This is a genomic window from Microbacterium meiriae (assembly GCF_025143875.1).
GTDB classification, from domain to species: domain Bacteria; phylum Actinomycetota; class Actinomycetes; order Actinomycetales; family Microbacteriaceae; genus Microbacterium; species Microbacterium meiriae.
Window position 1 is genome coordinate 32816 of the sequence record NZ_JAMBDU010000012.1, and the last position, 18413, is coordinate 51228.

Sequence of the window (18413 nt, forward strand, 5' to 3'; positions counted from 1 at the left end):
GGTGACCGCGCACCCGACATCGAGTCCTCGCTTCCGTCTGCAGCCCATGCGGCCGCGCGACCCCGGTCAGCCGCATCGGGCCGCGAGTCCGCTGGAGCTCTTCTTCGACCTCGTCTTCGTGGTGGCGGTGAGCATCGCCTCGGCGCAGCTGCATCACGCGCTGAGCCACGGCGACTTCCTCCACGGGATCACCTCCTACGCGATGCTCTTCTTCGCGATCTGGTGGGCGTGGATGAACTTCACCTGGTTCGCGACCTCGTTCGACACGGACGACTGGCCGTACCGGATCGCCACGTTCGTCCAGATGGCGGGCGTCCTCATCCTCGCCGCCGGGATCCCCGGGGCCTTCGAGGAGGGCGACTTCACGCTCCCCGTGGTGGGCTACGTCGTCATGCGGATCGCGATGGTGGCGCAGTGGCTGCGCGCCTCGCGGAACGAGGGCCCGCTCCGGCGCGTCGCTCTGCGGTACGCCCTCGGTGTCGCCGTCGTGCAGGTGCTGTGGCTTCTGTTCCTGCTGATCCCATCCGGCCCCGTGCAACTCGCAGCCTTCGTCGTCTTCGCGCTCATCGAGATCACGGTCCCGGTGTTCGCCGAGCGCCGGCACCAGACACCCTGGCATCCGCACCACATCACGGAGCGCTACGGTCTGTTCACTCTCATCGTGCTCGGCGAGAGCCTCCTCGCCTCCGCCAACGCGATCATCGACGCGCTGGACGAGGTGGAGGCCCTGGGTCCGCTCCTGGCCATCTCGGCCCTCGCCTTCGTCGTGACGGCGGCGTTGTGGTGGATCTACTTCTGGCCGCCCCACCACCGGGCCATCACCACTCTCGGCCGTTCGCTGCGCTACGGCTACACGCACTACTTCGTCTTCGCGGCGGCCGCGGCCTTCTCCGCCGGCATCGAGGTGGAGCTGGACGTGATGACGGGGGAGAGCCATCTCGCTCCCGTGGCGGCCACCTTCACGGTGTCCATCCCGATCGCGGTGTTCCTCATCGGGATCTGGTGGGTCGCCATCCGCGACAATGCCGACCGCGTCGTCAACACGGTCATCCCCGTGGGGGCGCTGCTCGTCCTGCTCGACCCGTTCGTGCCCGTGCCGGTGGCGCTGACGGCAGCGGTCATGGTGGGGATCGTGGCGGTGCTGGTGATGCGGCCGCCGATTCCCCGCGGCGCCGCGGCGACGGACGCCTGAGCGCCGCGGTCAGACGCTGGCGGCGAACAGGTCCAGGCATTCGACGCGCAGGCGCGCGATCGCCTCGGTGTCACCGCGGAGGTGACGGATGAGGGCGTGCTGCATCATGCCGTCCGTCAGCGCATACGCGAAGAGCGGCGTGAAGCGGCAGGGCCGACCGCGCAGCTCGGAGTAGCGCTCGACCACACGCCAGATGGCCTCCTGCAGGTCGGCCTCGACCTCCGCGATCGTGTCGCCGAAGCCGGACTCGAACAGCGATTGATTGCGGAGGTCGTACCAGAGCCGGTGCAGGCGGGCGTCGTCGTGCACGCTCCTGGCGAGTTCCTCCGCGGCGCCGGCCGCCAGGTCCTCCGCGGTCTCCGCCTCCTCCATGACGGCGAGGTAGCGGTCACCGAGCCCGCCCTTGGAGATCCGCACGGCCTCCGCGATGAGGTCGTTCTTGTCGGTGAAGTAGTAGTGCAGGGCTCCGTGCGAGAGCTCCGAATGCTGGGCGATCTCGCGGAGTCCCGTCCTGGCGAACCCGCGCTCGGCGATCGCCTCCAGCGCCGCTTCGGCCAGCGCTCGCCGGCGGATCGCGAACTTGTCCACCCCTGCGCGTTCCGCCCGCTTGGTCGCCGTCGTCATGCTGTGCCCCCGGTCTCGTCCCCTTCGGGATCGGTGCGGGCAATGCTATGGCATTCTCGCGGATCTGGACAGACGTCCAGGAAAAACTTGACAGGTGCCAAGCTGCGTGTTGCACTGGATGCGCCACGGCCGCGCATGTCCCCTGCATGCCGGCCGTCTTCGTGGCCGCGCGAGCGATTCCCCCATCGCCCCGGCCCTGCGTTGTCCGCCGAGTTCTTCGAGCGCCAGCGCTGCAGAGCGGAGCGATGTCCCCGCATCCTCCGCTCTGCTCCCGCTTCTAGGCTCCTCATCGGTCGCGCATAGCTCCCTGATTGTTCACTCGTCGAGCATCGGGGGCAACGCCGCCCACGCTCGAGAGGAGCACATCATGAGCCGAATCCCCGAACCGACGTCGACGCCGCAGGGGCCCATGTACGAAGGACGACCGCTGGATCGCGCGGACGAAGAGGTGGTCGACCAGGGCGTCGCCTTCGATCTCCGGACGCTGATGAGCCGCCGCGGGCTCCTGATCGGCGGCGGCCTCGGCCTCGGCGCCGTCGTCCTCGCCGCCTGCGCCCCGGCAGCCACCGGCTCGTCGTCGACGACCGCCACGCCCACGCCCAGCGCCGGCGCCACCGCATCGGACTCCGCGATCACGGAGATCCCGGATGAGACCGCCGGTCCCTACCCGGGCGACGGCTCGAACGGTCCCGACGTCCTCGACGAGGCGGGGATCATCCGCCAGGACATCCGCTCGTCCATCGACGGCGGTGCCACCGCGGACGGGGTCCCGCTCTCGTTCGAGTTGCAGATCCTCGACCTCGCGAACGGAGGGGGGCCGTTCGCGGGCGTCGCCGTGTACGCCTGGCACTGCAACGCCCAGGGGGAGTACTCGCTCTACTCGTCGGGGCTCGAGGACGTCTCCTATCTCCGAGGGGTGCAGGTCGCTGACGGCGACGGCAGGGTCTCCTTCACGTCCGTGTTCCCCGGGTGCTATTCGGGGCGGTGGCCCCACATCCACTTCGAGGTCTACCCGGACGCGGCGTCGATCACCGAAGCATCGAACGCGATCGCGACATCCCAGCTCGCGCTGCCCGAAGACGCCTGCGGAGCGGTCTACGCGGAGACGGCATACGCCGGATCGGCGGACAACCTGGCACGGATCACGCTGACCTCCGACAACGTCTTCGGCGACGACGGCGGGGCATCGCAACTCGCGACGACGACGGGGAGCGTCGCCGGCGGCTACACGGCGACGCTCGTGATCGGCGTCGACACCACGACCGCCCCGAGCGCCGGTTCCGCACCGGGCGGGAGCGGGAGCGGACGCCCACCGGGAAGTTGAGGTCGTCGGAGCGTGGTTCCGTGGATCTGCTAAACTGATCGTGCAACGTGTGCGTTTCGCCCCCTCTCGGCCGCCTCGTCGCCACTGATCAGGGCCATCCACGGACCACGCACATCGACGCGCGCGGAATCCGCCCTCGGTCTCTTCACGTGCGGAGCGCGACAGCGCGCCCGCCCCACAGCAATGAGCATGAGCATGAGCACCACCACCATCCCTCCGTCCACCCCTCTCACCTGGAAGCAGGCCGACGTCGACGTGCACGTCGCCACCCGGAACGGCGAATTCGCCGGATTCGTCGAGTTCGACGGATTCGCGCACCGACTGCGGGACGAGCGTGGCACCGATCTCGGATCCTTCCCCTCCCTCGACGACGCCTTCCGTGCGCTCGCCGAGGCGAACGAGCCGAAGCGCGCCGCGGCGTCGCCGACTCGCCCGCGCCCCCGCCGTCGGCGCATGCGGCGGGCGCGAGCCTGACTCGTATGCCGGCTCGCGTATGCGGGCGCGGTTAGTGTGGCCACAGCGATCGGCATCCGCCCTTGGCTACCTCAGCTCAAGGGCTCCCGATCGGCAGGAGAGCATCATCTCCCTTTCACCCTCCCCGTCCGTCACCGCCACTCTGGGGCCCGTCCGTCAGACCTATGCCGGCAACGCGGACTTCCCGCCGCTCGCCCGGGCCTACCGGGACGTGCAGCAGGTCGTGAAGGAGACCGGGCTCCTGCAGCGGACGCCCGTGTTCTACTCGCTCGTCGGCGCCGCGCTGGTCGTCGCCTTCGCCGGTTGCGTCGCCGGATTCCTGCTCCTCGGTGACAGCTGGTTCCAGCTGCTCATCGCCGCCGCCCTGGGCATCGTCTTCACGCAGGTCGCGTTCCTCGCCCATGAGGCCGCGCACCGCCAGATCCTCTCCACAGGACCGGCGAACTTCCGCCTGGCCCGCGTGCTCGCCGGCATCATCGGCATGAGCTACCACTGGTGGGATTCCAAGCACACCCGCCACCACGGCAACCCGAACCAGGTCGGCAAGGACCCTGACATCCAGGTCGACACCATCTCCTTCCTGGAGGAGGATGCGGCACAGTCGCGTGGCATCGTCCGGCTCATCACGCGGAAGCAGGGCTGGCTCTTCTTCCCCCTTCTGACGCTGGAGGGGCTCAACCTGCACTTCCTGGGTCTGAAGCACCTGATGACGCGCAAGAACGTGAAGGGTCGCTGGATCGAGCTCGGACTCATCGTGCTGCGGTTCGCCGTCCTCCTCGTGCCGCTGTTCCTCCTGCTGCCCGTCGGCATGGCCTTCGCGTTCCTGGGTGTGCAGCTCGGCGTCTTCGGCGTCTACATGGGCGCATCCTTCGCCCCCAACCACAAGGGCATGCCGGTCATCGCGCCCGACGCCAAGCTCGACTTTTTCTCGAAGCAGGTGCGCACGTCGCGCAACATCCGCGGCGGGTGGTGGGTCACCGGGCTCATGGGAGGCCTCAATCACCAGGTGGAGCACCACCTCTTCCCGAACATGTCGCGGCTGCACCTGTCGAAGGCGCGCGGCATCGTGCGCGACTACTGCGCCGCCAACGGCATCCCGTACACGGAGACGAGTCTCGGGCGCTCGTACGCGATCGTCATCGCCTACCTGAACCGGGTGGGCCTGGCGGCGCGCGACCCGTTCGACTGCCCCGCGGCGGCACAGCTCCGTCGCGCCTGACGCACACGGAGACGACGAAGGGGCGAGCAGACAGCTGCTCGCCCCTTCGTCGTATCCGCGCGGATCAGCGCTTCGAGTCGTCCGTCTCGACGACGTCGATCGTGATCTTCTCCAGCGGACGGTCGTCGTCGAGCTCGTCGTCGAGGACCTCGTCTCCGCGGAAGCTCTCGACGGACGCCTCGACGACGTCGTCCTCGTTCTCGTCGTCGTCCTCGTCGATCGTGGCCTCTGTCACCGCGATCTCCGTGGGGAGGCTGTCGTCGCTGAAGATGCCGTCGGGCCGGATGAGCTCGCGCACCTCGGCCATGAAGCTGGTGAGCTGCTGCTGCTGCCACCGCAGTTGACGGGCTCGGTCCTCGGCGTCGCGGAGGACGGTGGAGGTGTGCCCGGTCACCGCATCGACGATCTTCTGCGACTTCACGCGGGCACGCTCGAGGATGTCCCGCGCACGGACCTGTGCGTCGGCCTCGATCGCCTGCGCCTGCGAGCGCATGAGCTTCTCGTAGCCGTCGGCCTTCGCGGAGATGCGCTGGGCGTGCTCCAGCGAGGCCGTCACCTGCTCGTTGGCGTCGGTCGTGATGCGCTCGGCGTGGGCGACGGCCTGGTTGTGGAGGACCAGGAACTCCTGCTGCGCGTCGTCCTGCCGGCGGGTGAGGGTCTCCTCGAACTCCAGCACGCGGGCGTTCATCTCGCGTACCTCGCGCTCGGCGTCGGCCCGCAGCTGGGTGGTCTCGCGCGTGACGAGGGAACGCAGCGCGGCGGCCCCCTTCTCGGCCTCGGTGCGGATCGCCGTGGCCTCCTGCGACGCCTGGCTGACCTTCTCCGCGGCGTGTGCGGCCTCGCGCTCGATGCGCGCCTCATGGGCCGTGTACTCGGTCTCCATCTTCAGTCGCACCTGGTCGGCGTCGCGCTGAGCCTGGGAGATGATGCGCTCGGCATCCGCCTCGGCCTCGGCGCGCTGCGCGGCGACTTCTTCGCGGGCAGAGGTCATCAGGCGGTCGGCCTGCACGGCGGCGTTCTGGATGAGGACGTTCGCCTGCTCCTCGGCCACCCGCAGGATCGCCTCGAACTGCTGGCGAGACGGCGCTTCCTCACCGTCGGCCTGCGGCATGTCGACGAGCTCGGAGGTGAGCGTCGCCACCTGCTGCTCCGCGTCCGAGGCCTTGGCGTTCGCCGCGGCGAGCTCGGCCTCGAGGGCCTCCCGTGCCTCTCGCTCCTCCGCCTTGACCGCGTCGACGGACTCGGCCTCGCGGGCCTTCGCCTCGGCCACCTCGTCGGCCGCCTGCTGGAGCTGGGCCCGCATCGATGCGAGCGCGGCGTCGACCTCGCCCTTGTCGTAGCCGCGGAATCCGATGGTGAATGCGGCCGAGGTTGAGGACGACGTGTCGCGGGGATTCGTCTCGATCAGCTGATCGAAGAAGTCCGGCGACCGCTCGTCGTCGCGGGGAGTGCCCGAGGATTCGCTCATGGGTTCAAGCCTTTCTGGCGTGTCCGCGACACGAAGCGGACTTCGTTTCCGTGGACGGGATCGCAAGCACGGAGGAGGAGGCCTCCGGCATGCGCCACGACCGGGTCGTCATCCGAGTCCCTGCGGGGCGCGGCGCGCGTCTAGCCTAATTGCGTCGCCTGAGAATCGTGACCCCCATCTGCGGGGGCCGGTGAACGCTGATCAGGCCTGGCGGAACCAGCGCGCGTTGCGGTCGTCGAGCACAGGGCCCCGCTCGAACACGGAGACGGGTCCGTCGGCCACCTTGATCTGACGGGTAGCGGCCTCCGCGGCCACCAGGGCCCGCAGCTCCCGCCACAGCGGCGCGGTCTGCGGGAAGCCGAGGTACTCGCGGAAGGTCTCGACGCGCAACAGTGTTCCCTCGGGACCCGGAACCAGTCGTGCGACCGTGTCGTCCGGTTCCACGAAGCGGATACCCAGTGCGTCGTCGGGGAGCAGAGAGAAGCTTGTGCCGCGGTCCGCGATGACCGTGCGCACGATCTCGGCCGCGGCTGTGGGGGAGTCACGGACGACCAGCGTGGCGCCGAGATCGGCGAGGATCTCCTCCGTGCGGGCGGCGGTGTACCGATCGCCCGCACGCTGTCCCGCGGACGACGCGCTGCGCCGTACCCACCCCCGCAGGAACGCCGCTCCGACGATGAGGCCGAGGATGATCACGAAGAGAGCCGGGATCACTGCGGTGTCCACGGGCAGCGCCCCTTCCGTACCGGACGTCGGAGCGCGTCAGCGCGGGTCGGTGAGGTGGTCCAGGTGAAGATCGCCGGAGGCGTTGAGGGCCTGCACGATCTGCTGGATGCGGTGCGGGTCCACCGCCGGTGGCTCCGCGTCGTCGAAGCCGAACTGCAGGGGGATGGCGGGGTGGATCCACACGCTCGCCCGCCGGTCGATGCCACCCTCGAGAGGCCGCCACGTCATCATGAAGCTCTCCTGTCGGCGCAGCTTCGTGGCGATGACGATCTTCAGATGCGCGAGCGTCTCATCGTCGATGAGGATCGGATCCGAGTGCCCGTCGTACCGGAGTCTTCCCATGATGCTGACGGTACACCCCTCCGGGGTCTCACCCCGTCCGGGGCGCGAGAGCAGCGGAACGGGAGTGAAGGGGGTGGCGTTCGCGTCGCGGGACGCCCGCCCTTGGTACGGTGACCGCGGAGGACACCACGTCCCCTGGGGCCGCCGAGCAAGAGAGAACTTCGAGATGAAGCGCATGTCCCGCTTGCGTCTTGGTCGCATCGGGATCGTCGCCGTGCTCGCGATCGTGCTGGGATCCCTGGTGCCGGCCCTCACCACGACCGGCTCCGCGGTCGCCGCTTCCGACGGCTACATGGTCTATCCGGCCTCGGGCAACATTCAATCGAAGGTCGGAGACGGCTGCCTCGGCAACTATCGCGCGCACGACGGCATCGACATCTCCCGGAACGGCGGGACACCGATCCTGGCGGCGTACGACGGTGTGATCAAGAGCCGCACGTCGAACGGCGGATACGGCAACTACGTCGATGTGCAGCACCCGGGCGGCTACGTCACCCGGTACGCCCACATGGCGGCATCCGGCTGGTACGCACCGGGGACGAAGGTCCTGCGCGGGCAGCAGATCGGCGTCGTCGGGAACACCGGCAACTCCGCCGCCTACCACCTGCACTTCGAGGTGTGGTTGAACGGCAAGGTCTACTCCCAGATCAACCAGGGTTTCACCTGCCTGTCGAACGTCACGCGAGGTGGGACGATCCCGCTGTTCCTCCCCGGTCTCGGAGCCAGCGATTCGGCGGGGATCGACACCGCTGACTTCACCGGTAACGGAAAGGCCGATCTTCTCGTCGTCGCGGGCAACGGGGACCTCCGGCTGCGGGCGGGGAACGGGCGCAGCGGCCTCGCCGGCCCGACCACGCTGTTCGGAGGCGGGTGGGGGAACTCCCGACGGCACATCACCCACTCGGACTTCAACGGAGACGGCCATGCGGACATCCTCGTGGCGCGCTCCGACGGCGCCCTGGAGTTCTACGCCGGGAACGGTGCCGGCGGCTTCCGCGCAGCGACCACCCCGGGAGCCGGGTGGTACGGAATGCGTCACGTCACATCCGGTGCGGATTTCACCGGGGATGGACGGCAGGACGTCATCGGGGTGTCCCCGACCGGGACCCTCGTGATCTTCCCCGGCAACGGGGCGGGCGGCTTCCGCACTCCGAACGTCACCGTGGGCAACGGCTGGGAGGGTTTCCACTACCTCGTCGCCGGAGACTTCGACGGCGACGGACGGGGTGACCTCATCGGGGTCGCCGGTGATGGCGTGCTGAGGCTCTACACCGGCGCGTCGGGCCTGCGTACCTGGCGTCAGGCCGGGACTGGGTGGCAGGAGATCACCGAGGTCACCGGCGGCGCGGACTACAACGGGGACGGCCGTGCGGACCTCGTCGCGCGCACGGCCGCAGGACAGCTCTATCTCTATCCGGGAAACGGCGCCGGAGGGTTCGGTACCAGGATCCTCATGGCCTCGGATGCGGCGGACTACCTCGCGATCGAATAGCCCCGTCGTGTGACCGTCCCCCGCCGACGCGTATCGTGGGCGCATGGCCGCTCCGACCCTCGATGACATCGCGGCGGCGCTCTACGCCGGGCCGCCCGAGGAGTTCACGGCCGCCCGGAATGCGCGGGCGAAAGACCTCGACGATCGCGCGCTCGCCGCGGAGGTGAAGGCGCTGCGCAAGCCGGCAGTGGCTGCTTGGGTCGTCAACGTCTTCGCGCAGGAGCGTGCCGCGCAGCTCGGGGAGGCCCTGGCGCTGGCGGCGGAGCTGCGCGAGGCGCAGGCGGATCTGGACGCTGCGGCGTTGGCGAAGCTCGGCCGGGAGCGGCGCGCGCTGACCCGGCGGCTCGCCGAGACCGCCGCGGACCTCGCGGGCTCCCGCGGAGAACGAGTGACGGCGGCGACGCGGGATGCGGTCGAGCAGACGATCTCCGCGGCGTTCTTCGACCCGGACGCGGCGGCCGCCGTGGCGTCCGGACGTCTCGTGCGGACGTTGGAACCTTCGGGCACGGCGGACGACATCCGCGACGCGGTGGCCGGGACGCTCCCCGCGCTGCAGCCGCAACCCCCGCGTCCCCCGGACGAACTGCAGGAGCGCCGGAAACGTCGGGACGCGGAACGTCGGGTGGCTGCTGCGGAGAAGGACCTCGCGGTGGCGGAGCGCGCCCTCGCGAAGGAGGACGAGGCGGTGCAGGCGCTGCACGACCGCGCCGAGGAGCTGGCCGACGGAATCGCCGAGCTGGAAGCGCAGCTGGAGCAGCTGCGTCAGGAGGCCGACCGCGTCGACCGCGACCGTCCCGCCGCGGAGAAGAGGCGCACCGTGGCCGTGGAGAAGAAGGACACCGCTGCCAAGGCCGTGCAGGCGGCGCGCGAGGCCCTCGACGGCCTCTGAGCGTCAGCTTCGGGCGGCGGTCTTCTCCTCGTCGGAGTTCGGCGTCCATCCGAACCAGCCGTCGTCGGACGGGATGACGCTCCAGTCGCCGCAGACGAAGACGGTCTTCGCCTCGTACGCGGAGGGGGCATCGTCCAGAGTCCAGGTCGGGGCAGAGGTGCGCTCCGTCTCCACGCAGTCTTCCGGCAGTTTGGCCGTGCTCGCCAACAGGAGGACGGCGTCGTCGGCGTCCTCGATCGTCGACGTCCGGAGCGTGAGCGTGGTCGCGTCTTCCGGAACCCAGTCCGCATCGACCGGCGCGTCCGCGCGGAAGGCGTCGACGTCATCGAACGTCCTGGTCGACTGCTTGTGCACGAGACCCTCCACGGCGGCGCATCCGCCGAGCAGCAGGGTGCCACCGAGGAGCAGGGCGGCAGCGGGGAGGAGGGTGCGTCGTGTCATGATTCCACTCTGCTCACGGGCGCGGCGAACGGCGTCCGTCGGGGGAGGTATCCCTCGTCATCATCGGGAGTGATCTCTCCCGGAGGTGCCTCCGATAGCCTCGGAGGATGCGGGAGGAAGTCCTCGAGGGCGGCAACGCGAGCGGACCCGTCGTGCGGGTCGGGGACACCGTCCGGAAGGCGTGGACGGCCGCGACTCCGCACGTGATCGCCTATGTGCAGGCGATGCGGGACCGCGGAGTGGATGCGCCCGAGCCGCGCGGTAGAGACGCGCAGGGGCGGCAGATCATCGAGTTCGTCCCCGGCACGCTCGCGATGGACTCCGCACCGCTCTCCGCCGCCGAGCTCGGCCGCGTGGGCGGGATGGTCCGGCGGATCCATGACGTGTCGGCGCGCCATGTCCCCGCCACCGATGCGGTCTGGGAACCTCCCCTGTCAGCGCCGGCGCAGGAGCTCATCTGCCACAACGACCTGGCGCCGTGGAACCTGATGCTCGGCGACCGCTGGGTCTTCATCGACTGGGACGGCGCCGCCCCGAGCACTCGGTCCTGGGACCTCGCCTTCTCCGCGCAGACGTTCGCGCTTCCGGATCCGGCCCGCGACCCGCAGCGCTCCGCCGACGACCTGGCGGCCTTCGTCGACGGATACGGTGCCGACGAGGAGCTGCGCGCGGAGCTTCCGGACATGATGCGCCAGCGCACGCAGGCGATGCTCGATCTGCTGCGCTCGTCCGCGGAGGCGGGACGCGAGCCGTGGGGGACGATGTACCGCACGGGTCACGGGGCGCACTGGAAGGCGGTGCTCGACTACGTCACCGCGCATCGGGATGTGTGGCAGCGCGCGCTCGGGTGACGTTCCGCCGGTGTGATTCTCCTATGGTGATCGATATGAGTGACGACCTCGGCCGCGCAGTGATCGCGGATCTCTGCCGGATCCCGAACCCGGAGTCGATCGACAGGACGGCGTACGTCGACCTCGGCGGTGTCTCCCAGTTCGTCTCGATCCGCGGCCGCAGCATACGGAACCCCGTGCTCATCGTCTGTCACGGCGGTCCGGCCCTCCCGTCGCTGCCTTCGTCGTGGGTCTGGCAACGAGGCGTGGAGGAGTACTTCACGGTCGTCAACTACGACCAGCGCGCGAGCGGCAAGTCCGCGAGCGCAGTATCCGAAGGCATGGACCTCAGCGTCGACCGGTACGTCGACGATCTCGCGGAGCTGATCGCGTGGGTTCAGAGGGAGCTCGGCGTGCAGAAGGTCGGAGTCCTCGGGCACAGCTGGGGGACGGTCCTCGGTCTCACCCTCGCCCGGCGGCGTCCCGACCTGCTCTGGGCGTACGTCGGCGTCGGCCAGGTCATCTCCGGTCCCGAGAACGAGGAGGAGAGCTTCCGCCACGCGATGCGGAGTGCCGTCGCGGATCGGAACGAGCAGGCGGTCTCCGAGCTGCGGGCACTCGGGGAGTACCCCGGTGACGAGCCGTTGACCGTCGAACGCATCGTGACCTGCCGGAGATGGGCGCAGTACTACGGCGGCCTCTCGGCGTATCGCTCCGACTTCGCGTACTTCACCGAGTCGCAGGAGCTGTCCCCGTATTACACGGACGCCGACCTGGGCCTCATCGGCGTCGGGCAGCGGGCGACCATGCCCGAGGTGCTGCCCGCCCTGCTCGGCTTCGACGCCCGCGATCAGACGGCGTTCGAGGTGCCGATGCTCCAGTTCCTCGGACGACACGACTGGACGACCCCCACCGGACCGGTGGCCCGCTGGCTGGAGACCGTGACGGCGCCCGCGACGCACGTCGTCTGGTTCGAGAACTCCGCACACCTGTGCATGTTCGAGGAGCCGGGGAAGTTCCTCGTGAGCCTCGTGACCCACGCGCTGCCGCACGCGGTCGCCGCGGGGAACGCGAGGGGGGACGGCTCGACGGACTCACCCGTGCCGACGTAGGTCTGCGGGCCACCCGTCCCGTTCTCCCCTCTCTCCGAACCCAGATTCTGCATCGTCGATGCAACACTTCGGCCAGGACCGGACATGAGTGGTAGTGAACGGATCATCGGAGGAACCATGGACGACACACAGCTCAACCGGCTGCTCACTCCGCACGACAAGTGGGCGGAGTCGCAGGGACTCCTTGACGCGACGTTGGAACGAGTCGTGAGGAACGCGGCAGAGCAGCATGCGCGTCCGCCGCGTCGTCGCCGCGGTGTACGCATCGCCGTCGTGGTCGGCGCCCTCCTGGGCGTGGGGATTCTCGCGACAGCAGCCGCCGTCTACGTTGCCCCGAACTTCACTCCGGACGCCGTCATCCCGATCACGTACGTCACCGACGAGGGCAACGCCGTCGAATGCACGTACTCGCTCGCCGTCACCTCCTGGGACGGCACGAACGTCACCGAGGCCAAACAGTGGATCGCATCCCACGACTGGACGGGCGTCGGCCAGCGGGGATACGACCTCGGCGAGGAGCACCCCCTCTCCGTGGGCGACCCCGACGTGGATCCGACACTCAGCCGAGAGGACCTGGACCAGGCGACTGTTTCCACCGGCATCGTGACCGCGGTTATCGAGGAGATCCCGGCGGAGCTGCTCGACGGCGTCGGGGTCGGTACAGCAGGAACGTCGACGTGCACCTGGGTGCGGCACTGATGTCGGGCCGTCCCGACGAGTCCGTCGAAGCTCTGGCCTCGATGCTCAGCGACGAGACGCTGGACCTGCCGCGTCTGATCGAGGAGAGCAAGCGAGCGCTCTTCGCGTACTTCGCACGAAGGGTCGTCTTCACTGACGACGCTGCCGATCTCACCGGTGAGGTGCTGCTCACGATGTGGCGCAAGGTCGACGCGATGCCACGAGCGCCCGTCGAAGCGCGGATGTGGGCGTTCGGGATAGCCCGCAACGTGCTCGCCAACCACCGACGTGCCGTATCTCGCCGGATGAAACTCAGCGACAGGCTCAGAGGCGAAGCGCTCGTCAGCGGCGATACTCGTCCCGTGCGCGACGACGTGTGGGACGCGCTCCAAGCACTTCCAGCGGGGGACCGGGAGATCATCCAACTCGTCCACTGGGACGGTTTCTCCCTGAGGGAAGCCGCGACGATCCTCGGGAAGAAGTCGGCGACGGTCCGCAGCAGATACGCGCGTGCGCGAGCAAGGCTTCGGGCCGACCTCACCGTGGAGTCCGACCTCTAGAGGATGCGCCGTACCCCACGACGTGCGGCGATGGGGACCGCAGGGGCGATCCTCCTCAGGGGTCAGAGATGGATGGGGCCGGGGGAGGGGACGGCTGTCGGCAGGCCGCCATCGAGGATCCGCTCGACCATGCCGATAGCGCGATCGCTGAGACCGTCGCCCGGGTAGAAGTCCTCGTAGTGAGCCTCCGCCGCCTCCAACGTGGTGATGCCGCAGAGGGTGAGCAACTGACGAATGTCGTCCACGTCGCGTCCTGGTCGGTTGGCGCGGAGCTTCATGGCGAGAAGCGCGCCCTTCGAGGCGACCTGGATGATGACGCCATCTCGGTCGTAGATCGTCTCCCACTCGACAGTTCGACGCCCGAACGTCGGCACGGAATCCGCGTGCTCCACAGCGAAGTTGAACCAGCCGTCGCTCCACCCTCGTCGGTCTCCGACGCGCGAGGCCGCGGCGAGAACGGCTTCGTCACTTCCAGGGTTGATGTGAAGGGAATCGAGGTCTCCGGTGGCACGGCGGTCGAAGTACCTGATAACGAGCGCAGCGCCACCGACAAGTCGGATGCCTGCGACTTCGCCAGCGGCATGAAGCTCGCCGACCAGGTCGCGGAGGCCGGCGATGATGTCGTCGCGGTTCAGGGCGTCAGCCATCAGACGCTCGTCAGCGTGTCTCGCCAGACAAGGACACCACGCTCGAAGAACTCCGCGGGCACGTCGTCGGGTGCCGGGATCGGATCCGCCGGATCGACGTCCAGGGTACGGGGCACGTGGACCCGCCTGTTCGGGGCGTCGACCCACGCCGGAGTGGGGAGCCCCTCCTCGCGGAGGCGAAAATCCACGAGCGCTGCCAGGGCGGCGTCCCAGACGCGGTCGCCGGTCGGCTCGGGCTCCGCGAGACCGAGGACCCCGCGTACGAGGCCGTGCTCGGCGTTGAGGTTGTCGCTCAGTTGGATGAACTCGCGAAGCGCGCTGTACTTGTCACCCGCTCGCAGGTATCCGCGGATCGCCGCCGCGATGGTCGCCGCGTCGTCCCGTCGCGTTGGTGCGGAGTACAGGCGATAGCCGGCGCCACGGAGGAAGCGTTCGACTGTGCTGAACTCAGCCTCGCGGCCACCTTCCACTCGAGATACTCGGCCTTGGTCGACGTTGGTTCGCTCGGCGAGATCCTTCTGCGTGAGCCCGCTGCTCTTCCGCGCAGCGCGCACGAGCACTGATGCGTTGGTCACGTCGCCTCCCCGTAAAAATGTCCTCTGAGCCATATTCTACGTCGGCTGGGATTAGGATGCGACGCCTCAGATCCGGTAAGCCACGCCCTGTTCGTTCCGGGGGAAAGCAAAACCCCCGCCATGTAGAAGCTAGGCGAGGGTTTCTGGGCTGATTGTAATGATCAGCCGTGTGGCTCCGACCGGCATCGATCCGGTGACCTTTCGATTTTCAGTCGAACGCTCTACCAACTGAGCTACAGAGCCGCGCGGCGATGATGCTGCCGCGTCCTAGACGAAGAGCCCTCTCCGAAGAAAGAGCTCGTCGCACGGAGCGACCCTGACGGGACTTGAACCCGCGACCTCCGCCGTGACAGGGCGGCACGCTAACCAACTGCGCTACAGGGCCATACTGGTGTTTTCAATTGTATCGGATGGAGTGACCCCAACGGGATTCGAACCCGTGCTACCGCCGTGAAAGGGCGGCGTCCTAGGCCGCTAAACGATGGGGCCGAGTCAGTCCCGGGGGACTTCCTTGCCGACGCTCAAGCATAAGGGATCATTCGGGCAAATCGCGAATCGAGCCCGGAACCCGCTTCCCCCGGGCGTGTTCGAGCGGGACCATGGAGGAGTCGGGGATGCCGTTTCCGCCGCTTCACGAGTCTGGTGCTGGTGTGAAAGTTGTTGTTACTGTGGCATCTGTGAAACCGGCGGAAGGGGCCGTGTGAACGACAAGACCACGCAGGATGCGGCACTCGCGGCATCCGCGGACTGCGGGTGTGCGCCCACCCCGGCGGAGCGCCGTACCCTCTTCCGCGACGGGATCAGCCGCCGCGGCGCTCTCGGACTCGGCGCGCTCAGCGTCGTCGCCCTCAGCGCGTTCGGCATCTCGTCCGGTGTCACGGCCGCGCACGCCGCGTCGTATCCGAGCTGGGACGACGTGCAGAAGGCCAAGCAGAACGAGGCCTCCAAAGCCGCAGAGGTGAAGCGCATCGAGGGGCTGATCCAGTCGCTCACGCAGAAGGTCTCCGAGACGCAGGCCGCGGCCGAGGTCGCCTCGACCGAGTTCTACAACGCGCAGCAGGCCTACTTCGCCGCGATCGCGGAGGCCGATTCCCTGCAGGAGAAGGCGGACGCGCAGGCCGCCGTCGCCGACGAGTCCGCCCGCAAGGCCGGCCAGGTCGCCGCACAGCTCTACCGCAACGGCGGTGACGACACCTCGCTGGAGCTGTTCTTCGCGGATTCCGCCGCCAACGCTGACGAGCTCCTCGCCCGCCTCGGCTCCATGGACAAGCTCCTCGAGTACAACAAGACCGTCTACAACGACGCGGTCGCCGCGCGGAACTCCGCACAATCCCTCAGCGATCAGGCCGTCGTCGCCCGTGACGAGCGCGACCGCCTGCAGAAGATCGCCGAAGAGAAGATGGTCGCGGCGCAGCAGGCCGCCGACGCCGCGCAGGCCGCGCTCGACGAGCAGTCCTCGAACCTCGCCACCATGCAGGCGCAGCTCGCCGCGCTGAAGGACACCACCGCGACCACCGTCGCCGGCTACCAGAAGGGTGTCGAGGAGCGCGAGAAGGAGCGCAAGCGCCGCGAAGCCGCCGAGGCCGCCGCGAACGCCGGCGGCAACAGCGGCGGCGGCGGGACGCCGGGGAGTGGGGGCTGGGTGCGTCCGCACGGCGGCTACCGCAGCTCCGGCTACGGCCCCCGCTCGCAGCAGTGCAACGCCAACGGCTGCTCGTCGAGCTGGCACTACGGCGTCGACCTCGCCAACGGCTGCGGCGCGGCGATCTACGCAGCGCACTCGGGCACGGTGGACGCGGCCTTCTACAACGGCGGGTACGGCAACTACGTCCGGATCCAGCACGGCGGCGGCATCGCCACCGGATACGCGCATATCAAGCCCGGCGGCTTCGCCGTCCGGAACGGCCAGTGGGTGCGCGCCGGCCAGGTCATCGCGTATGCGGGCAACACCGGCGGTTCCTTCGGGTGCCACCTGCACTTCGAGGTCTACATCAACGGCCGCTACACGAACCCCATCGACTTCATGGCGGGCAAGGGCATCTCCGTCTGACGGACGGCTGGACAGCGGAAGACCCCCGGATGCATGGCGTCCGGGGGTCTTCGCTTCGACAGGCTCAGCGACCCATATGAGGTCAGCGACCAGTGAAGGTCAGCGACCCAGTGAAGGTCAGTCACCCATGAGGTCAGGGACCCAGGTGAGGTCGGCGATCTGGGGTCAGTGACCCTGCTCGCCGAAGCGGACGATGGCCTCGTCGAGGATGCGCTGCGCCTCGGCGGCGTTGCCCCACTCGTCGACCTTGACCCACTTGTTGGGCTCGAGGTCCTTGTAGTGCTCGAAGAAGTGTGCGATCTCCTTCTTCGTGTACTCGGCGATGTCGTCGATGTCCTGGATGTGGGCCCAGCGCGGGTCCTTCGAGAGCACGGCGACGAGCTTGTCGTCGCCACCGGCCTCGTCGCTCATCTTGAGCACGGCGACGGGGCGGACCTCGACGACGACGCCCGGGTAGATCGCGTGGTCGAGGAGCACCAGCACGTCGAGCGGGTCGCCGTCCTCGCCGAGCGTGTTGTCGAAGTAGCCGTAGTCGGCCGGGTAGCCGAAGGTCGTGTAGAGCACGCGGTCGAGGTGCACTCGCCCGGTCTCGTGGTCGACCTCATACTTCACGCGGCTGCCGCGCGGGATCTCGATGACGGCGTCGTGTGCGCCCATGCGTGTGCTCCTCAGGAAGATCGGTTGGATGCCGCCGACCAGCCTACTCGGGGGCCGCGGATCCGACCGTGACGGCCGAGGCCGTGCCCTAGCGTGGAGGGATGCCCTCCCTCGCTCCTGCCGTCGCCGAGATCCGCCTCGCCGTGCGCACCGCGCTCGCCGATCTGCCCGAGGGCTCGACCGTCGTCGTCGCGCTGTCCGGCGGTGCCGACTCGCTCGCACTGGCGGCGGCCACCGCGTTCGAGGCTGCGAAGCGGGGGGTGCGTGCGACCACGGTGACAGTCGACCACGGTCTGCAGGAAGGGTCTGCCGAGGTCGCCGCCGAGACGGGACGCATCGCCGGACGACTCGGGCTCGAGGCGCTCGTCGTCCGTGTCGAGGTCGACGGCGACGGCGGTCCGGAGGCGGCCGCGCGGGACGCGCGGTACCGCGTGCTCCGGGACGCGGCGGGTGACATCGGCGCCAGGGCGGTCCTGCTCGGCCACACCCTCGACGATCAGGCGGAGACCGTCCTCCTCGGGCTCGCCCGCGGCTCCGGGGCGACGAGCCTGCAGGGCATGGCACCGGATCGGGAGGACGACGACGGCCTCCGCTGGCTGCGTCCTCTGCTCGGGGTGCGACGCGAGACCACCCGCGCCTTCTGTGCCGCGACGGAGCTGCAGCCGTGGGAAGACCCCCACAACACCGACGACCGCTATACGCGGGTGCGGGTGCGTCACCACGTGCTGCCGGTGCTGGAGACGCAGCTCGGCCCGGGCATCGCCGAGGCGCTGGCTCGCACCGCCGAGCAGCTCCGGGAGGACGCGGAGGCGTTCGACGAGATGATCCACGAGACGATCGAGGACATCGTCGAGCATGCCGAGGCCGGGATCTCCGTGAGCGTCGCCGCGCTCGCCGCCAACCCCGCCGCGTTGCGCAACCGCATCATCCGTCTCGTGGTCGACAGCGAGTTCGGGGCGAGCCTGAGCCGTGCGCAGACGATCGAGGTCGCCCGACTCGTGACCGACTGGTCGGGTCAAGGGCCGATCGACCTGCCGGGGTGCGCCGCCGTGCGCCAGGGCGGCCGAATCGTGTTCACCGCCGCGACCCGCTGAATCCCTGGCCGCGGCGGCG

Annotated in this window: 20 protein-coding genes and 3 tRNA genes; 12 read left to right on the top strand and 11 right to left on the bottom strand. The window is 69.0% G+C overall.

What is annotated here, in order from left to right; translation table 11 throughout:
• The first annotated feature begins 1 nt into the window (after position 1).
• Entirely contained in the window at positions 2–1192 is a 1191-nt protein-coding gene (locus tag M4D53_RS09145; RefSeq protein WP_259953577.1) for a low temperature requirement protein A, read from the top strand.
• Between the two features lie 9 nt (positions 1193–1201).
• Here the strand turns inward: M4D53_RS09145 and M4D53_RS09150 are convergent, their stop codons facing one another.
• Positions 1202–1816, bottom strand: a complete 615-nt coding sequence (locus M4D53_RS09150) for a TetR/AcrR family transcriptional regulator (RefSeq protein WP_187663198.1) — start codon at positions 1814–1816, stop codon at positions 1202–1204.
• Between the two features lie 367 nt (positions 1817–2183).
• Between M4D53_RS09150 and M4D53_RS09155 the strand changes: the two genes are divergently transcribed.
• The 3 genes from M4D53_RS09155 to M4D53_RS09165 all read left to right on the top strand — a co-directional run bounded on the left by M4D53_RS09155 (position 2184) and on the right by M4D53_RS09165 (position 4833).
• Complete coding sequence (locus tag M4D53_RS09155) at positions 2184–3140, top strand: intradiol ring-cleavage dioxygenase (protein WP_259953582.1); 957 nt, start codon at positions 2184–2186, stop codon at positions 3138–3140.
• A 195-nt stretch (positions 3141–3335) separates the two neighbouring features.
• Entirely contained in the window at positions 3336–3614 is a 279-nt protein-coding gene (locus M4D53_RS09160; protein ID WP_259953583.1) for a hypothetical protein, read from the top strand.
• Positions 3615–3633: 19 nt separating this feature from the next.
• The gene (locus M4D53_RS09165; RefSeq protein WP_396817510.1) at positions 3634–4833 is read left to right on the top strand and encodes a fatty acid desaturase family protein; all 1200 of its coding nucleotides are present in this window, start codon (positions 3634–3636) and stop codon (positions 4831–4833) included.
• A 64-nt stretch (positions 4834–4897) separates the two neighbouring features.
• Here the strand turns inward: M4D53_RS09165 and M4D53_RS09170 are convergent, their stop codons facing one another.
• The 3 genes from M4D53_RS09170 to M4D53_RS09180 form a co-directional block, all read right to left on the bottom strand.
• Complete coding sequence (locus M4D53_RS09170) at positions 4898–6301, bottom strand: coiled-coil domain-containing protein (RefSeq protein WP_259953584.1); 1404 nt, start codon at positions 6299–6301, stop codon at positions 4898–4900.
• A gap of 201 nt (positions 6302–6502) precedes the next feature.
• The gene (locus tag M4D53_RS09175; RefSeq protein ID WP_259953585.1) at positions 6503–7027 is read right to left on the bottom strand and encodes a hypothetical protein; all 525 of its coding nucleotides are present in this window, start codon (positions 7025–7027) and stop codon (positions 6503–6505) included.
• 36 nt (positions 7028–7063) lie between these two features.
• Positions 7064–7369, bottom strand: a complete 306-nt coding sequence (locus M4D53_RS09180; RefSeq protein WP_187663204.1) for a DUF7882 family protein — start codon at positions 7367–7369, stop codon at positions 7064–7066.
• A gap of 166 nt (positions 7370–7535) precedes the next feature.
• Here M4D53_RS09180 and M4D53_RS09185 point away from each other — a divergent pair, with 166 nt between their 5' ends.
• On the top strand, positions 7536–8861 hold the full coding sequence (locus M4D53_RS09185) for an FG-GAP-like repeat-containing protein (RefSeq protein ID WP_259953586.1): 1326 nt from the start codon (positions 7536–7538) through the stop codon (positions 8859–8861).
• Positions 8862–8904: 43 nt separating this feature from the next.
• Entirely contained in the window at positions 8905–9750 is an 846-nt protein-coding gene (locus M4D53_RS09190) for a transposase (protein ID WP_259953587.1), read from the top strand.
• Positions 9751–9753: 3 nt separating this feature from the next.
• On the opposite strand, the gene M4D53_RS09195 is transcribed toward M4D53_RS09190, so the two are convergent.
• Positions 9754–10191 carry a hypothetical protein gene (locus M4D53_RS09195; protein ID WP_187663207.1) on the bottom strand — a complete coding sequence of 146 codons (438 nt, stop codon included), beginning with the start codon at positions 10189–10191 and terminating at the stop codon, positions 9754–9756.
• Positions 10192–10298: 107 nt separating this feature from the next.
• Between M4D53_RS09195 and M4D53_RS09200 the strand changes: the two genes are divergently transcribed.
• The 4 genes from M4D53_RS09200 to M4D53_RS09215 all read left to right on the top strand — a co-directional run bounded on the left by M4D53_RS09200 (position 10299) and on the right by M4D53_RS09215 (position 13371).
• Positions 10299–11042 (top strand): phosphotransferase, encoded by a 744-nt coding sequence (locus tag M4D53_RS09200; RefSeq protein ID WP_259953588.1) that lies wholly within the window; start codon positions 10299–10301, stop codon positions 11040–11042.
• Positions 11043–11077: 35 nt separating this feature from the next.
• Positions 11078–12133 (top strand): alpha/beta hydrolase, encoded by a 1056-nt coding sequence (locus M4D53_RS09205; RefSeq protein ID WP_259953589.1) that lies wholly within the window; start codon positions 11078–11080, stop codon positions 12131–12133.
• A 117-nt stretch (positions 12134–12250) separates the two neighbouring features.
• Positions 12251–12832, top strand: coding sequence for a hypothetical protein (locus tag M4D53_RS09210; RefSeq protein ID WP_259953590.1), 582 nt, complete (start codon positions 12251–12253; stop codon positions 12830–12832).
• Positions 12833–12873: 41 nt separating this feature from the next.
• Positions 12874–13371 carry an RNA polymerase sigma factor gene (locus M4D53_RS09215; protein WP_259953591.1) on the top strand — a complete coding sequence of 166 codons (498 nt, stop codon included), beginning with the start codon at positions 12874–12876 and terminating at the stop codon, positions 13369–13371.
• A 62-nt stretch (positions 13372–13433) separates the two neighbouring features.
• Here M4D53_RS09215 and M4D53_RS09220 read toward each other — a convergent pair whose 3' ends face one another.
• The 5 genes from M4D53_RS09220 to M4D53_RS09240 form a co-directional block, all read right to left on the bottom strand.
• Positions 13434–14018, bottom strand: coding sequence for a hypothetical protein (locus M4D53_RS09220; RefSeq protein WP_259953593.1), 585 nt, complete (start codon positions 14016–14018; stop codon positions 13434–13436).
• Positions 14018–14593: a type II toxin-antitoxin system RelB family anti-toxin gene (gene relB, locus M4D53_RS09225; RefSeq protein WP_259953594.1), complete on the bottom strand. Its 576-nt coding sequence runs from the start codon at positions 14591–14593 to the stop codon at positions 14018–14020. The genes M4D53_RS09220 and relB overlap by 1 nt, the downstream gene beginning before the upstream one ends.
• Positions 14594–14763: 170 nt before the next feature.
• Positions 14764–14836, bottom strand: a tRNA-Phe gene (locus M4D53_RS09230).
• A 68-nt stretch (positions 14837–14904) separates the two neighbouring features.
• Positions 14905–14978, bottom strand: a tRNA-Asp gene (locus tag M4D53_RS09235).
• Between the two features lie 31 nt (positions 14979–15009).
• A tRNA-Glu gene (locus M4D53_RS09240) sits at positions 15010–15082 on the bottom strand.
• A gap of 211 nt (positions 15083–15293) precedes the next feature.
• On the opposite strand from M4D53_RS09240, the gene M4D53_RS09245 reads away from it, so the two are divergent.
• Positions 15294–16643 carry a M23 family metallopeptidase gene (locus tag M4D53_RS09245; protein ID WP_259953595.1) on the top strand — a complete coding sequence of 450 codons (1350 nt, stop codon included), beginning with the start codon at positions 15294–15296 and terminating at the stop codon, positions 16641–16643.
• Positions 16644–16808: 165 nt separating this feature from the next.
• Here the strand turns inward: M4D53_RS09245 and M4D53_RS09250 are convergent, their stop codons facing one another.
• Positions 16809–17300, bottom strand: a complete 492-nt coding sequence (locus M4D53_RS09250; RefSeq protein WP_017204665.1) for an inorganic diphosphatase — start codon at positions 17298–17300, stop codon at positions 16809–16811.
• Between the two features lie 101 nt (positions 17301–17401).
• Between M4D53_RS09250 and tilS the strand changes: the two genes are divergently transcribed.
• Positions 17402–18394 carry a tRNA lysidine(34) synthetase TilS gene (gene tilS, locus M4D53_RS09255; protein ID WP_259953596.1) on the top strand — a complete coding sequence of 331 codons (993 nt, stop codon included), beginning with the start codon at positions 17402–17404 and terminating at the stop codon, positions 18392–18394.
• Positions 18395–18413 lie beyond the last annotated feature (19 nt).